This window comes from Sphingomonas glacialis, from assembly GCF_014653575.1.
In the GTDB taxonomy this organism is placed as follows: domain Bacteria; phylum Pseudomonadota; class Alphaproteobacteria; order Sphingomonadales; family Sphingomonadaceae; genus Sphingomonas; species Sphingomonas glacialis.
Genome location: NZ_BNAQ01000001.1, coordinates 718,990 through 734,569 on the forward strand (window position 1 = coordinate 718,990; position 15,580 = coordinate 734,569).

Genomic DNA, 15,580 nt, shown 5'->3' on the forward strand with positions numbered 1-15,580 from the left:
GCCGGCGCGCTACCTCACCGCCAACACCACTGCCGCGCAGCGGCTTCGTGCACTGAATCAAGGTGACCCCAGCCGTTCGCAACCGTTCGTCATGCCAATGTCAGTGGTCCCGTTTGGCGCCGGGCGTAGCTGGGCCGGCGCGACATTGCGCGTCAGTAACCTGCTCCATCCACTGGACTGGCGACCCGTTCAGCGACTCCTGTATCGCGATATGCGTCATCGCCTGGGTCGGGGTGGAACCGTGCCAGTGCTTGTGCTCCGGCGGGCACCACAGCACATCGCCGACCTGGAATTCGAGCGTGGGCCCGCCTTCGATCTGCGTCCAGCCGACCCCCTTCGTCACAATCAACGTCTGACCGAGACGGTGCTTATGCCAGGCGGTGCGGGCACCGGGCTTGAAATGGACAATCGCACCACGGAGCCGCAGGCCTAAATTGCAGACGTCATCGCGAAGATCGCCGGATACTGGCCCCCATCGCGTTGGGATGAGCTGATGCCCTGGAACTGGCGCCGGGCAGACGAGCAACTCATAGCCGAAGCAGCATAGGCCGCGACCTTCAGACTACGCTTACTTGATGGAAAGCGGGTCGCGCCAGAATTCATGGTAGACAAACTGCTATTTGACGCGCGACCCGGTTGTGCAGGAGTTTTTAAAAGGGAATAGTCCCGCTTGCGATCATCTACGACACGGTTAATGAGGCCGGTCACATGACGAACGCACCTTTCGCGCCGAGGATCTCGCCGATGCACTTGAACAGTTCGTCCATAACGACTGGTTTACTGAGCACTCGGTCGGCACCTAAGCGCAAGCAGCGAGCCGTGCCGGGCCCGGGGCTCTCCGCCGTAATAACGACGATCGATACTTGTGCCTTTGCGTCGCCGCGCCCGCGGATGCGCTCGATTACAGTGTAACCGTCCATGCCGGGCATTCGCAAATCAACCAAAACGCAGTCGAACTCTGTGGCGTCGAGGTGGGCAAGGCCTTCCGGACCGTTAGTGCATTCGTCAGTCAGTCCTCCGGCCACGTTTAACATATCGCTCAGGACCCGTCGGTTGAGTGCGTCGTCCTCGATGCAGAGAAAGCGCAGCTGCCTCGTCACGTCGCGCGCCCCAGCAGATTTCGACCGTCCCTTTTGGCCTGATAGAGCGCCGCATCCGCGCTTCGAAATACATCCTCTGCGCCTTCGAGGTCGATTGAGGCCACGCCACCGCTGGCCGTGACGCGGACGGGGCGCCCGTCGACCACGATTACCATCTCGGCAATGGCAACTCGTAGCCGCTCGCAGACGATCATTGCCTGATCGAGCGAAGAGTGCCGAAGGAGGACGGCGAACTCCTCGCCCCCGATTCGGCTTACGACGTCGTCGCCCCGCACAGTCGCCATTGCGATGCGTCCGAATTCACGTAGCACGCGGTCGCCCGCTTCATGTCCATAGTGGTCGTTCACATGTTTAAAGTGGTCGAAGTCGAAAATGGCGACGCACCCGAACAACGGCTGCAGCTCCGTGTTTTCGACTAGCCTCTCGAGTTCCAGCTGGAATGCTCTGCGGTTAGGAAGCTGGGTCAGGGGATCGGTCAACGCTGCGTAAAACAGTTGCGCCTCAATCACCTTGCGGTCGGATATGTCGCGAAGCACGCTGACCACGCCTTCCACGGCCCCGGCGTCGTCGCACACTGCGCGGCTGCGGGTCTCGAACCATCGTTCAGCGCCGTTTGCGGTGAGCGCTCGGTATTCGAAACTTACCATCGCGCCGCCACTCCGAAGCGTCAGAATGTGCGACTTCGCCGCCGATAGGCGATCTTCAGGCACGACGAGCAGCGCCGCGTTCTGTCCCACCAGGTCCGAAGGCTCGAACCCGCCCAGCTGCATTATGGATGGCGAAACGAAGCGGACCCGGCCATCGACGTCGAGATTGAGGATAATGTCCGTCGAGTTGTCGGCCAACATGCGATAGCGCGCCTTGCTGTCTCGCAGTTCGCGGATCAGGTTAGTGCGCCTCGCAAGGTCGGCCGAGATTGGCAGCACGGTGAGTACAGTCGCGGCGAGATAGAATTGGAGGAACTGCATGTGGTCGCCCATCGTCCCATGCAGCAGGCTGATCGGTCCCGAACCTTGCAAGGTAAGGCTACATCCGACAATGGTTAGGACGACGACCGACATGGCGGCAGTCAGCGGCCCTCCACGAAACGTTGCGAAGATCACGGTAAGGAGCGGCAGGAACAGGAGCGGCATGCTGTCCTGGGCGAAGACGGCAAAGCTCACGCCGACAACCAGAAGCAGCAGCAATGTCGTCTCCGCAGCACGCTTGCGGGTCGCCGCCGTGATCCAGTCCCGGAGATCATTTCTGAAAAGGAGCATGAATACGGGCGTGAACGTCAGCGACCCAAGCGAATGGCCCGCGAACCATCTCGCGAATGACGTAGTAATGTCTGCACCGACTATGATCGCAGCGACTGACGCACCGCCGATGCCGCTCAAGGCAGGCGCGAGCATCCCAGTTGTAACGACAAAGCCCGCCAGCCAACGCATCGACTCGAGCGGATGCTCCGGTATCTGGATATGTCTCAGCAACGTGGCGGCGATCACGGCTTCGGAGACGTTGACGATCGCCAGTGGCACTGCCGCTGTTACTCCAAGTCCGAACAGCGCGGTCACCGCCGCGCCTGAGCTTCCGCAGGCCAGAAGATGTGCGAGCCAAGCCTTCGGCCGCAGCGTTGCCAGCCTCGCGATGAGGAAAGCGGTAGCGACCCAGAGGAAGGCCACTCCGCCGTCGAAGCGGGTGGTTGAAACGGTCGCTGCTGCGGCGACGAAATAGCCGGCGGCTGTCGCGATGACAGATTTCGTAGCGATCTGTTTCGTAGCGATCTGATTTGATGTGTCACCGCCCATGCGATCGGCCTACTCCGAGAAGGTAAAGATGAGGTTCGGGGTGGGCAGCTCTTGCCTAACAGGGCGCCAAAGAATCTCGTTCGCCGCGTGCATCTACCCGACCGGGCAATCGTATCTTGGTGTCCCCGTGTCGGGGAAAATCATTCAGATGAGGCTTATGTCGGACATCAACGAATTGACCGATTACGAGCAGCTCGCGTTGGCGGAACTCGAGAAGGCCTCTCGGTCAGCAAGCGCCGCCCAACAGCGCGCCCACCTCGATCGAGCGTCCGTATCCGCAACTGTTGGCGAAAAGCAGCGAGACAAGCAGGTCGATGGGGCGCACGATGGCAGCGGTTAGCGGTCGTTCAAAAGCATCGTCGGGAGGTGAACCAACCTCCGCTGTTTAGAAGCCGAAAGCATGCCGCGAGTGACCGGTATTGGGTCGTTACTGACTGACCGGGCTCCAGCCGAATGGGTCATCGATTAACTGCCGGCAGCATCCGCTGCCGCTGCATCGTCCAGAGCATATCGATCGCGTCAGTGACCGTTAGTCTCGATCCATCGACACCCGGCAGCAGCGCGCCGGTGAGGATTGCGTCGACCACCGCCGGCGCCAAAAACGCGAGCCGCAGCACGCGTGTGATGTACGCCGGCTGCACCCCCTCGATCTCGCTAAGCGTCTTGATATCCACGTCGCCTATCCGCAACCGCGCCCACCAACGCCGCGCTTTCAGCACCAGCTTGATCAGCGAGAGGTTCGGCGGCGAGGCAATGGCAGCACCGCCCTGTCCAATCAGTCGCATCGCCCTGCCCGTCCGCGTCAGCCGGACGTCCGCGGTTAGCGTGAACACATCCGAGCTGTCGTCCTCGCGTTGTGCGCCGATCGCCTCGGCGAGGACGCTGGCGGAGCAGTCAATCTCGATGCTGCTGCGATGGATGCGCACCTGCTGCACCAGATCCTGGAATAGCGCGGAGCGCCGCATCGCGACCTCCGCCCCTACCTCGACCGACCGCGCCATAAGGGTGGCGATGTCGCTGGGCGTGACGATCAGCGCTGCTTTGGCGCTTAGTGCCAGTCCGTCGTCGAACAGTGAAGCGAGGCGCTTCAACACTACGGCTTCGATCTCGCGCGCAGGTACCCGCATGCCGGCGTCGCCGGTGCGATCGTGCAGCGTGCGGCTGGTGTAATAGCGGTAGCGCACCTTGCCCTTGGTGGCATGCGTTGAGATCAGCGGTTCGCCCTGCTCGTCGACCAGCTTGCCCGCGAGCATGGCCGGGTGCGCGGCACGGTCGCCGCTGCGTTCACCCTGCAAATTGCCGGCGAGGATTGCCTGGGCAGTGTCCCACGTCTCGCGTGTGATGATCGCATCGTGCAGGCCCGGATAAATTTGTCCCTTATGGTGGATCTCCCCAATATAGATGCCGCATTTGAGGATCGAATAGATCTGTCCCCGGCTAAGCGGCACACCGCCATGGGTTCTTCCGGTGCCCGTCGTTCGGACCGGCGAGCGGTGTCCGTCGCGCTCGAGCTGCTCGGCGACCGACCGCACGTTGCGACGCTCGATATATAGGTCAAAAATCATCCGGATGAGTTCTGCGTGCGGCTCAACGACGGTGAGGCTGCGACCGTTGGGAACATAACCCAAGGGCGGGGTTCCGCCCATCCACATACCTTTAGCCTTGGACGCGGCGATCTTGTCACGGATACGCTCGGCGGTCACCTCGCGCTCGAATTGAGCGAAGCTCAGCAACATGTTGAGGGTCAGCCGCCCCATGCTGGTGGTGGTGTTGAACGACTGGGTCACCGAGACGAACGACGTACCCGCCGCATCGAACGCTTCGACCAGCTTGGAAAAGTCGAGCAGCGAGCGGGTTAGCCGGTCGACCTTATATACGACGATGATATCGATGCGGCCTGCCTTTACCTCGACCAGCAGCCGTTGGAGCGCCGGACGCTCCAGCGTGCCGCCCGATAGGCCGCCATCATCGTAGATGTCGGGGGCAGCCACCCAACCTTCGCTGGCTTGGCTCTTGATGTACGCGGCACACGCTTCGCGCTGCGCGTCGAGCGAGTTGAACGCCTGCTCCAGCCCCTCCTCGCTCGACTTGCGGGTATAGATGGCACAGCGGACCTGCTTCATGCTGCCAGCTTCCGCTTGAGGCCGAAGAACGCCGGTCCCGACCAGCGCGTGCCGGTGATCTCGCGCGCTACCTCTGACAGGCTCTGCCACTCGCGCTCGTTCCAGCGGATCACCTTGTCATCACCGATGGTGACGACATGCGCCTTGCCGCCCCACTCGCGCACCAGCCGCATGCCCGGCGACACCGCGCTGGTCTTGGTCTTGGCCACAGCCAGCTGATCGAGCTTGCGGGTGGTCTCGCGCGACAGCCCGCCCAACGCGCGGGCCTGGATCTCGTATGCTAGCGCTAAGCGCAGCAGGCTTGGGCTGATCCGCGGCACCGGTGACGCGGTTAGCCGGGTCCATGTTTCGCGCAGGTCGGCTGACGACAGCGTCGTCAGCCGGGCGATCTGTTCTTCCACGGTCATCACCATGGTCAACCCGCCGCCACGATGCGGTAGCAGGTCGCGTCGTCGCGCTTGCTTCGCTCGATTGTACGCCCTTTCTTGCGCAGGCCGGTCAGCGCCGCCCGCGTCGTATGCGGCAGCCAGCCAGTCGCGACGATCAGCTCTGCAAGCGTTGCGCCTTCCTCAAGCTGGAGCAGCGCAATTACCATAGCCGCCTTGGTCTGGCGTTCGGGCTTGGGCTGCGCGGGCATCGGCGGCGTCACGTCCGAACCAGCCCCCTCCCCTTCGCCCAGGCCGATCGCCGCGAGCCCCGCCGGAGTGATGAAGACGCCGTAGCGCAGATCACCGTCCTCGCGGGCGACGCTTACAGCATCGTCAGTCTCGCGATCTTCCATAAGGCTGCGCTTGATCAGCGCCGCAATTGCTTTGCTTGCGCGGTCGTCCGCGTTCGCCAGCGTGTCGGGCAGCGGGTACACGCTGCCGCTGTCGCGCTGGCCTGCGGTGGACAGCAGGATGCTCTGCATATCGTTCAACTTCGGCATGGCTGGTCTCCGTGTCGGAGAGCGGCATCAGCGCCGCTTCCACCAGCCTCAGCCCCGCCCGATTACATCGGCAGGGCAGGACGCGCCCGCATCAGGGCTGCGACTCAACGACTACGGTGTTCGCTCTGGTTGCAGCGCAAGTCGAATGGTTTGTCACGACGAGACCATCGTCGACGGATTTTCGGTCCCGGATCAGTACCATGGCAGCCCGATCGATGTCATTTCTGTCCTATCAGGTTCTAAAACCGGCCGACGGACTGCAGAAATCACATGCGACTGACCCTGATGAGACGCGATCCGTGTCCAATTTATGTAAATTATCAGGGCATACCCTCACTGACAAAGACGGCATTCCCGTAACTAGGTCTTCCGATCATTGTTTTGAGAAAAATGATTTGGGAACGGTTTTTGGGGAAATGGAGAGTCCGGGGCGCTCGGTGACAAGGCTGATCGACCCGCGTGACACATCGTTCCTGTACGAGGTTCGTTTGCGGGAAAGGACGATGGCGAGAAAAGCTTATCGACCGATCGCTACCACGATTGGATCAACGGTCCCGTCCCGCTCCGCATTCGCAACATAGAGTTGAGGCCTGTAATCTGCGCGCGGCAGCCCTGTGACGGTGAATAACTGCTCAGTGCCTATGTCGATCTTGGCAGTCGAACCATCGATCGTCTTGTTGCTGACGCCGCCGAGAAGATGGGCAAGCTCACTTCCCACCGTTGTGGCGCCGATCGCGTCGAACCCGACCATCAGCCCTTCCCCCATGCTTCCGGTCCAATGTCCGCCCGCGACATAAACCTTTCCATCATAGCGGGTCCCATAGGGAGCAACGTACTCCACGAACTTCCGCTTCGGGCCGAGCACGCGCGACTCGTTCGGAATGACATGCATCTGATACGGAAGGTCATGATCGACAAAGTGGCCCATAATCCCACGAGCCACGCTTGTGTTACCGCCGCTGGGCGTATCACGAAGATCGATCAGCAGCGCCGTGGTGTCGGCGAGGGTCGCCAACGCTTGGGCGAACTGGCCGATCAGCGCTTGATTGCCGAGCGAGTTCTGGATGTGAACGATTCCGAGCGTCCCCTTCCGCTCGATGCTAATGAGCGGGCCTGTTTGGATGCGCTTCGATTGATCCGATGTGGCCGCCAAGGCGAAGGTTTGTCGCTGATGCCCGTACGCCACTTCCAGCGTTCGTGGGTGCCGATAGCGGCCGGCCAGCGCCACGTTGAACGCGAACCCGATCTGCACGGGGGTGAGCGTGGTGAACGGCCGACCCGTGACTTCCTCGATTGCAGCGCGGGGTGCCTTCCCGTCGATCCGCATCACTTTCATGCCCGAACGGACGCCCTTAGCAAGCGCATCGCCGCCGAACCTTGCCGCCCCGGTCCGGAAGGTTGCGCCGTCATAGACACCTGAGAGGTCCGATGACGTCGGGATTGTCGCCCAATCCTCCGGATCGAACGGCCCGACGACGAAGTGCGGGTCTGCAAAATTGTGGGACACAAGCTGAAGCGTATCCACGAACTCCTTGTCGGAGCGGGCAGCCTTGGCGCGGGCCGCAAAAGTTGAAAGGATGTCGTCGCCATCGATGCCGGCCCGATCGAAGTAGCCATACTGCTCGTGCAACAGCTTCTCGAACGATGACCAAGCCATAGCGGCGTCGAAGGGGGCCGGCGATTTATCATCCGCCTGGACAGGACCGGCCGTCAGCAGCATCAGTGGCAAGGCGATGATCGACGGGATGCAGCGGAACAGTTTGGCGAATTTCATGCGACAAATTCTCACGAGAAAACGGGGTATCGCGGCTAGGCGACACCACACGGCTATCAGGCCCCGACCATTCTGGATTGAACGATCTTGCTCCGATTGGATGTGGGCACCCCACTATAAGCGCATTCATGAGCGTTGATTGTTCAGCGGATGGTGCCCGGTTCTACCGTCCCCGCTTCCTGCCCGGGGTCGAGTTGGTGTCGGTCGCGTACAACGGCAGACGCTTTCCCGAGCATAGCCACGAAGAGTACGTGATCGGGGCTGTCACCACCGGTGCTGAAATGCTTGCGGTTGGCCGAAACCAGCACGTTGCAGATGAAGGCACAGTCCTGCGCCTCAATCCAGCCGAAGCGCACGCGAACAGTACCCTTGGAGCGGATACGCTGCGTTACTCGGTGTTGTATGTTCCAAAGTTCATTGTTGCATCATTCTTAGACGCTGGAGCGACGTTGCCGCAGTTCGATTCTCCGGTGTCAAAGCAGGTCCAACTCTTTTGTCACGTGCGCGCGGTTCATGCTACTCTTGCATGTGCGGAGTCAGGTAGACTTGAACAGGAAAGTGCCATTTCCTCACTTGTTCAAGAGTTAAAGCCCCGCGCTATGTCTGGGAAAGCCGAACCCTCAACGTTCCATGTTGCAGCCGACAATATCCGCCAGTTTATCGCGGAGAATTATGCGGGTGCATTCGGGTTACACGACCTCAGCAGCCTAACCGGGCTCAGTACATTTCACCTCGCCCGGACTTTTAAGAAGAGGTTCGGTCTCAGCCCGCTGGCTTACCGCGACCAACACCGTATGGCAGAAGCACGTCGTCTTCTGCTCGCTGGCCAGCCCATTTCCCAAATTAGCCTGAGTTTAGGCTACGCAGATCAGAGCCACTTCACGCGGCAATTCCAACGTGTCGTGGGCACCTCTCCTCAACGATATGTGTAGATCGGCGGCCAAAGCGGGAACTTGCTCTGAGCAAGGCAGGTATTTGTAATCTTTTAGAAAATTTGATTGATTAAGGGGTCCAGATCGGCGCCGATCGGGGTTCCTTCCCATGTAAAGATCCGATGCAGAATCAATAGCTTGGCAACAATTTACTAGGGTCCCGCTTTGGGTGCCGATTCACAGGTCACCGGTAACCGCACCCGCGCGCGCTTGTGGTGGGAAACGCGCGGCAACGGCGACGGCGACATGCCGCAAGCCGAGAGCGCGACCGGCGAAGATTGATTGAGCCTCCCCACTGGCCGCCAGGGCGGCCCGTGGGGGGCGGCACTTCAGCGCTTGCCCTCACGCGGGCCCATGGTCTTACGGACCGACGAGGCGCCCGGTGCCGCATCGTCGTAGAAGCGCGCCAGGTCCTGCTTCATCGCATGCAGCGCATCGGTGTTCAAATAGACCATATGGCCCGACGGATAATAGGCGAAGCGCACGTTGGGGGTGAGGCTGCGGTCCAGCTGCATATGTCCCAAATCATATTCAGTCCCGAAAAACGGCGTCGCCAAGTCGTACAGCCCGTTTAGCGAATAGACACGCAAATGCGGATTTTGCCGCATCGCGGCCGAGAGATCGAGCGCGACATCTGCTTCAGTCGTCTGCCCGGCGCCACCCCGTGCGCCCGGTGGACGGTGGTCGAACGTCCATTTCAGCGCGGACGAATAATAGGTCGGTCGGTAGGTCAAATTCGTTTCGTAGCGCAGCTCGTTAGTCAGATAATGGTGAAAGCTTGACACGAATGCACCGGTGATGCCGGTGTCCGACGCATCATATTCGGGCGATTCACCGCTCGCGCCCACGTCGATTCCTTCGAAACGCGCGTCATAGCGCCCAAGCGTGCGGCGCTGGTCGCGCAACAATTCTTTGCGAAAGGCTGACGCCGGCACGCGCAAGTCATTGTCGAGGATGAAGCGCGCAGAGAGCCCGGTATAAGCGGCCATCTGCGTGGCGATGGCATGGCGCTGCTCGTCGGGCAAAGTCTGCCCCTGGGCGAGCGCTTGCGCATAGGGTCCGCGCGTCCAGTCGCGGACTTGCTGGAGAAACGCCTGGAGGTCGGCCGGCGGGCTGGGCAACCGATTATGATACGCCGCTATCGCGGCATAGGTCGGCATGTAGTTGATCAAGTCCTGGTCCAGCCCGAGCGCCCGGCGACCGTAGTTCAGGATCGACGACAGCAGGATCACGCCGTTCAATTGCGCGCCGTCCTGGGCCAGGCGATAGGAGAGACCCGCGGAACGCGTCGTGCCGTAGCTTTCGCCGAACAGGAATTTGGGGCTGTTCCAACGATCGTTGAGCGTCATGTAGCGCTCGATCGCGCGCGCGAAGACGTCGATATCGGGATCGGTGCCCCAGAAGGTCTGCAGCTTGGTATCACCCAGCGGTCGCGAGAAGCCCGCCCCCATCGCGTCGATGAACACGAGATCGGACTTGTCGAGTAGGCTGTCGCCGTTGGGCACCATGTGGAATGGCGCGTTCGCGGTGGATTGCGGGCTGTCGGTCTGTACGCGCATCGGTGCGATCGAGCCCATGTGCAGCCACATCGACGACGAGCCCGGGCCACCATTGTAGATGAAGGTCACCGGTCGGTTGCTGGCGCGTCCGTCGCCACCGGCGGTATACGCCACGTAGAACATGCTTGCGACTGGCTTGCCGTCGTCGTCGCGCACCGACACCGTGCCTGCAGTCGCAAGATAGTCGATGCTACGACCGCCGATCACAATGCTGTGACGCGTCGCCGATCGCGTCTCTTGCACGGGCGCCGTCGCGATGTCCGAGTCGCCAAGCTTGGCGGCTTGCGCCTTTTGCGCGCGCGCGCCGCCACCGGGAAGCGTGTTCATCCGGTCGCCGCTGCCCGGCTCGTCACGCGACGGCGTGGTCTGGTCGCGATCGCCTGCTTCGGTCGTCGCCGCAGGGGGCGACGTCTTCGCGCCGGCAAGCGTGGCGATAGAAAACAGGATGGTAGAGCATCCCATCAAAGCAGCGACACGCATGCAGCGAACCTTCATCAAGTCGTTGAACTCCGGCAGAATTGATGTTCCCGCGTGGAACTTTGCTGCATCGTCGCGCAGATGTCCACCGGAGGCGGCGCAAGTTGCGAAAGCTGCTGTGACGAGCCCACCTATCGCGTAAGCGTCCCCCGGCGCCGCCGTCCATGACGTGTGGCCACGGCAGCTTTGCCGACCGTAGGGGCCTACCCCGATTTGACACCATCGCGCTCGGCTGGCAGCTTTTCAGCACGACTTGGAGGCAAGAATAGTCAACAGGCCCCAGTTCGAGACCTTGCCGTCCGATGTCAGCAGTCGCAGTGTCGTGTGGCTGCCCGCAGCCGGTAGTGCAGCATTTAGGCTCGGACGCAGTTCGCGGCGATCAGCAAAACAAAGCCTTTAAGCTCGCCCCCCCAAAGCATGCTCCTTGTGGGCTCCTTCAAATTAACGAGGCGTTCGCTACCGAGGTCCAATGAGCCGCAAATCGAGAGCCCTGTGCGTCTGTTTAAAACACTTCGCAGGGCTCGACCGAGGGCACAGCGGTCAGGTGGGGAGGTACCAAGCCGTGGCTTTGGTCCGGCCGTTAAACACTGAAATCGCCCGATCTCGCCACAAATTCAGCCGCAGCGTGTGGATCGCGTCTTTGGGTGTCGACACGTTCACGATATGCTCTGAGGCAACATTGGCGGCGCCCGACGCCTCTGCTTGATGTAGCTGCCAAGCGCCCTGGAGCCGAGGTGAGCTCTGTACCGCGCGTATGCTGTTCGGCGCCGCGCCCTTCAGGGGGCCGTTGTTGAACACCACAACCCGGGGGCGGATTGTATCGACGAACACGGGGCTCATCGCGTTGTCAGAGCCGTGATTGTCCGCGAACATCACGTCGACGGGGCCGATCAGGTCCAGCGGACAAGCAAGGCTGTTCTCCATGTCCCAGGTCATATCGCCGAGCGACAGGATCCGTGCAGCGCCCCATTGAATGAGGACGCCCAGCGAACGCGGGTTTTCCTCTCCGCCCAGCTTGTCGTTGACGGTTGCCCGATCGCAGCCATAACCGGTCGTCCCCGCTCCCGGCAGCGGCTCGGCAACAGTAGCGCGATCACTGTTGACCGCTGTAATCTGCAGGTCGTCGATGAACAGCTGCTCACCCGGCTTGAGCACGATGTGGGGGCGCTGCCCGGTGGCCTTCATATATTCGGCGTACAGCACGACGGTGCTGTCCGGGCCAGGCTGCTGTCCGGCCGGTGGAAACTCCCGGTTCGGCCCGTGGTCGACCACCCGATCTACCGGCACACGAGCCATTAGCTCCACCGCTCCGCCGACATGGTCGCGGTGGTAGTGCGTAACAAGCAAAGTGTTGATCCGCTGGACATGAGCTTCTCGCATCACCGACACGATACGGTCGACGCTGTCCGGGTCGCCGAGTTGGCCACCCAGGCCGGCCCGCCAGCCCGTGTCGATCAACATGCTGTGCCCCTGAGGTGTCACGTAGAGGGTAGCGAAGCCGCCCTCGACGTCGATGGCGTATACTCGAAGCGGCGGCTCCCGCCCGGCGGTCAGGACCGTTGCCAGTGCGGCGAGCATTAGCGCTCGCACTTTATTTCGCCGCACGCCACTTCTCCCACTACGCATGCATCGTTGCCGCGCTCAGTGCTTCCGCCAAGCTCTATTCTCCAGGGCGCTGGGTGCCTTCGTCAAGCGATAGCATGTTCCGGATGCAGCGCGATTGCTAGGGTCAGGACGGCTCTGTCAGACCAACGAGGCGTTCGCTACCGTGGCCCAATGAGCCGCAAATCGAGAGCCCTGCCCCCTAGCCCGTTCCGCCGATCTAACTCGTCACCCGAGGTGATCCGACTTGTTGTGATGATGTATGTCCGGTTCCCGCTATCGCTTCGAGACGTCGAGGATCTCTTGTTCGAGCGCGGGATCGACATTTGCCATGAGACTGTCCGGCAATGGTGGGGGCGGTTCGGCCCACTCTTCGCCGACGACATCCGGCGGCGGCGGGTCAACCGGATGCGCGGCTTCCGACACTGGCGCTGGCATCTCGACGAGATGTACGTGAAGCTTAATGGCGAGATGGTTTACCTCTGGCGCGCGGTCGATCACGAAGGCGAGATCCTCGAAAGCTTTGTCACCAGGACGCGCTACAAAGCCGCGGCGCTGACTTTCATGAACAAGACGCTTAAGCGCCATGGCTCGCCGGAGGCGATCAGGACCGATGGCCTTCGCTCCTATCGCGCAGCGATGAAGGACCTTGGGAACGAGGAGAAGCAGGAGGTCGCTCGCTGGGCCAATAACCGGGTGGAAAACAGCCACCTGCCCTTCCGACGACGAGAGCGGGCGATGCTCAGATTCAGGCAGATGAAGACCCTACAAAAGTTCGCCAACGTGCACGCCAACATCCACAATCACTTAACCCTCGAACGCCATCTCGTCGATCGCAGGACCTACAAGGAACGCCGCTCAGCCGCCCACGCCGAGTGGCGGTCAGTTATGGGATAAGGCCCGCGCACAAAAGTCGGACATGCATCGTGGAGAAAGCGGTTCGCGTTAGACCGACAGCACCTCGCGATGACGTCACGATAAAGATCAAGGTTGCGTGTCTCCGGGTTAATATGAACCGACGGACGTTCAGTTCACCAAACACTTCGCCGCGCACAGCTTTCAGCATCGCGGGACGCCCGGGCGGATCGCGAAAAGCGCCGGCGGGCTCGAAGATTTTAGTCGCAGGGTGCAGGTTTCGTGGCCGATCTCACCACACGGCGATTGGGCGAATCGATCTGCCGGGCGCGCGTTAAAAATGTTGGAAGAAAGAAAGAGAGAGAGAGAGCGAAGCGCACGACATTCGTCGTCTTGACACCCATATGCCCTACCTTGTGTGTCGTTGCAGTAACCCGCCATTCGGATGCCGACGGCATTGATGTCGCCAAATCTCCTACCCAGCATCATCCGACGCCACGCGTCTTCGGTAATAACCTCGAGCTTTTGTCTGACGACGCTGGAACAATATTCGCATGATCGATACAAGTCGGTCGCCTTCGCCGACGCTCGGCAATGCTGAAGAGGCTTTGGGATGGAGGGCGTTACCATGAAGGACACCTTGTCCGCGCTGCTCGCGCTATCGCTCTCGTTCGCCTGCCCCGTCCTAGCCGCGCCGCACCAATATCAGAGTTCTCCCGATCGACGCGTCGTGGTCGATCAGGACTGGGGTCCGTGGCTCGGCCCGTTTCGTGCCAAGCTGATCCCAAGTCTGATGCAGGATTTCGGCGAACGCTATCTCTACCAAAGTGCTAATGCCGCGCTCCCCCCGCCGCGCGTCGGCGAGCGGCGCGTGGTCTTCCTGGGCGATTCTATCACCGACCGGTGGGACCTGGCGGCGAGCTTCCCAGGACGCCCCTATGTCAATCGTGGCGTTGGTAGCCAGGTGACCGCGCAGATGGTGTTGCGCTTCCATCAGGACGTGGTCGCGCTCCAACCCGCTGCGGTCGTGATTCTCGCCGGTGTCAACGACGTGCAGGGCTTTCTGCAGCACGAGAGCGCAGTGCAGATCGAGTCCAATTGGGAGACTTTGGCCGATCTCGCCGACCAGCATCACATTGCGGTGGTGTTCGGTGCATTACTCCCGGTCGACAATTATACCGATGCCGCGGGCGACGTCGTCAAGAAACGCGACCCGGCCGAACTCCGCCGGCTGAACACCTGGCTCCGCGCCTTTTGCGCGCGACGGCATTACGCTTATGCCGACTATTATGCGGCGCTGGTCGATCCACATGGTCTTATGACCGCGCGCTACACCGCCGACGGGATCCATCCACTCGAACAAGGCTATGCGCGCATGGCGCCCGTCGCCGCGAAGGCGATCGCTGAGGCGCTCTCGCGACGAAGCCACAACACCCTGGAAGGTAATAATGATGAGTGACGTGATGCCGACACGTCGAACACTTTTGGTTGGCGGCGCGATACCGGGCGATCGCCATGCCGCGATCGTGCGCAAGGTCGCCGATCAGTCGCACGACCCGCTGCGTCCCGATCGCTGGATCAGCGGGATCGCGGAACCGGTGCTGGTGGTGCGCCGACCGGCTCGGCCCAACGGCGCGGCGGTGCTGATCATGCCGGGCGGCGGCTATGGCTTCCTATCGTATGACAATGAGGGGACGTCGCAGGCACAGTGGCTGAACGATCGCGGTATTACGGCCTTCATCCTGCTGTACCGCTTGCCCAACGAGGGTTGGACCGATCGGCCGCACGTGCCGCTGCAGGACGCGCAGCGCGCGCTGCGGCTGATCCGTGCCAAGGCGACGCGGTTCAGGGTAGATCCGCACAGGATCGCTGCTCTGGGCTTCTCGGCCGGCGGCCATCTTGCCGGGTCGCTCGCGACCCGTTTCGGCGAAGCCGTCTATGCGCCGGTCGACCGGATCGACACGGTGTCGGCGCGACCCGATCTGGTCGGCTTGGTCTACCCGGTGGTGAGTCTGGAGGCGCCGTTCACGCATGGCGGGTCACGCGACATGCTGCTCGGCGCCGATGCGCCCGCCGCACTGCGCCACGCCGGGTCGGTCGAGACGGGCGTGACCGCCGATACGCCGCCGACCTTTCTGGTCCATGCCGCCGATGACGATCTGGTGCCGGTCGCCAACAGCATCGGGCTGTTCACGGCGCTCATCGCGCTCAAGCGCCCGAGCGAGCTCCACGTGTTCGACGCGGGCGGGCATGGCTTCGGCGTGCGCCTGCCGCGCAGCATGCCGGGATCGGCATGGCCCGACCTCTTCCAAGCTTTCGGAGTAAGCAAAGGGGTCTTTGCCATCTGACGCACAGAAATCCGCTTCAGCTATGCGAGACCCCTGTGCATATATAAAATTTCACTTTATAGATGCACCGATAAATCGGTTATGCCACGCAT

15 protein-coding genes are annotated in these 15,580 nt (G+C 61.5%); 6 read left to right on the forward strand and 9 right to left on the reverse strand.

What is annotated here, in order from left to right; all coding sequences use genetic code 11:
* Positions 1 to 100: 100 nt before the first annotated feature.
* The 3 genes from IE187_RS21245 to IE187_RS03455 all read right to left on the reverse strand — a co-directional run bounded on the left by IE187_RS21245 (position 101) and on the right by IE187_RS03455 (position 2,890).
* The gene (locus tag IE187_RS21245; protein ID WP_438810917.1) at positions 101 to 487 is read right to left on the reverse strand and encodes a (R)-mandelonitrile lyase; all 387 of its coding nucleotides are present in this window, start codon (positions 485 to 487) and stop codon (positions 101 to 103) included.
* Positions 488 to 704: 217 nt separating this feature from the next.
* On the reverse strand, positions 705 to 1,100 hold the full coding sequence (locus IE187_RS03450; protein WP_268249483.1) for a response regulator: 396 nt from the start codon (positions 1,098 to 1,100) through the stop codon (positions 705 to 707).
* On the reverse strand, positions 1,097 to 2,890 hold the full coding sequence (locus IE187_RS03455; protein WP_189675104.1) for a sensor domain-containing diguanylate cyclase: 1,794 nt from the start codon (positions 2,888 to 2,890) through the stop codon (positions 1,097 to 1,099). The genes IE187_RS03450 and IE187_RS03455 overlap by 4 nt, the downstream gene beginning before the upstream one ends.
* Before the next feature lie 157 nt (positions 2,891 to 3,047).
* On the opposite strand from IE187_RS03455, the gene IE187_RS03460 reads away from it, so the two are divergent.
* On the forward strand, positions 3,048 to 3,230 hold the full coding sequence (locus tag IE187_RS03460) for a hypothetical protein (protein WP_189675105.1): 183 nt from the start codon (positions 3,048 to 3,050) through the stop codon (positions 3,228 to 3,230).
* Between the two features lie 118 nt (positions 3,231 to 3,348).
* Here IE187_RS03460 and IE187_RS03465 read toward each other — a convergent pair whose 3' ends face one another.
* The 4 genes from IE187_RS03465 to IE187_RS03480 form a co-directional block, all read right to left on the reverse strand.
* Complete coding sequence (locus IE187_RS03465; protein ID WP_189675106.1) at positions 3,349 to 5,013, reverse strand: recombinase family protein; 1,665 nt, start codon at positions 5,011 to 5,013, stop codon at positions 3,349 to 3,351.
* On the reverse strand, positions 5,010 to 5,426 hold the full coding sequence (locus IE187_RS03470; RefSeq protein WP_229839206.1) for a DUF2924 domain-containing protein: 417 nt from the start codon (positions 5,424 to 5,426) through the stop codon (positions 5,010 to 5,012). The genes IE187_RS03465 and IE187_RS03470 overlap by 4 nt, the downstream gene beginning before the upstream one ends.
* Before the next feature lie 2 nt (positions 5,427 to 5,428).
* Positions 5,429 to 5,941 (reverse strand): DUF3489 domain-containing protein, encoded by a 513-nt coding sequence (locus IE187_RS03475; RefSeq protein WP_189675107.1) that lies wholly within the window; start codon positions 5,939 to 5,941, stop codon positions 5,429 to 5,431.
* A gap of 517 nt (positions 5,942 to 6,458) precedes the next feature.
* Positions 6,459 to 7,715 (reverse strand): S41 family peptidase, encoded by a 1,257-nt coding sequence (locus IE187_RS03480; protein ID WP_189675108.1) that lies wholly within the window; start codon positions 7,713 to 7,715, stop codon positions 6,459 to 6,461.
* A gap of 128 nt (positions 7,716 to 7,843) precedes the next feature.
* Between IE187_RS03480 and IE187_RS03485 the strand changes: the two genes are divergently transcribed.
* The gene (locus IE187_RS03485) at positions 7,844 to 8,647 is read left to right on the forward strand and encodes an AraC family transcriptional regulator (RefSeq protein WP_189675109.1); all 804 of its coding nucleotides are present in this window, start codon (positions 7,844 to 7,846) and stop codon (positions 8,645 to 8,647) included.
* A 329-nt stretch (positions 8,648 to 8,976) separates the two neighbouring features.
* On the opposite strand, the gene IE187_RS03490 is transcribed toward IE187_RS03485, so the two are convergent.
* Complete coding sequence (locus IE187_RS03490) at positions 8,977 to 10,686, reverse strand: S10 family peptidase (protein ID WP_229839207.1); 1,710 nt, start codon at positions 10,684 to 10,686, stop codon at positions 8,977 to 8,979.
* Positions 10,687 to 11,223: 537 nt separating this feature from the next.
* Positions 11,224 to 12,261 (reverse strand): ComEC/Rec2 family competence protein, encoded by a 1,038-nt coding sequence (locus tag IE187_RS03495; protein ID WP_189675110.1) that lies wholly within the window; start codon positions 12,259 to 12,261, stop codon positions 11,224 to 11,226.
* A gap of 198 nt (positions 12,262 to 12,459) precedes the next feature.
* Here IE187_RS03495 and IE187_RS03500 point away from each other — a divergent pair, with 198 nt between their 5' ends.
* From IE187_RS03500 to IE187_RS03515, 4 genes are all read left to right on the forward strand, one after another.
* The gene (locus IE187_RS03500) at positions 12,460 to 13,182 is read left to right on the forward strand and encodes an IS6 family transposase (RefSeq protein WP_189675111.1); all 723 of its coding nucleotides are present in this window, start codon (positions 12,460 to 12,462) and stop codon (positions 13,180 to 13,182) included.
* A 240-nt stretch (positions 13,183 to 13,422) separates the two neighbouring features.
* Positions 13,423 to 13,698, forward strand: coding sequence for a hypothetical protein (locus IE187_RS03505; RefSeq protein ID WP_189675112.1), 276 nt, complete (start codon positions 13,423 to 13,425; stop codon positions 13,696 to 13,698).
* 70 nt (positions 13,699 to 13,768) lie between these two features.
* A complete protein-coding gene (locus IE187_RS03510) occupies positions 13,769 to 14,599 on the forward strand; it encodes a GDSL-type esterase/lipase family protein (RefSeq protein ID WP_189675113.1) in 831 nt (276 codons plus the stop codon).
* A 4-nt stretch (positions 14,600 to 14,603) separates the two neighbouring features.
* On the forward strand, positions 14,604 to 15,488 hold the full coding sequence (locus tag IE187_RS03515) for an alpha/beta hydrolase (protein WP_229839208.1): 885 nt from the start codon (positions 14,604 to 14,606) through the stop codon (positions 15,486 to 15,488).
* Positions 15,489 to 15,580 lie beyond the last annotated feature (92 nt).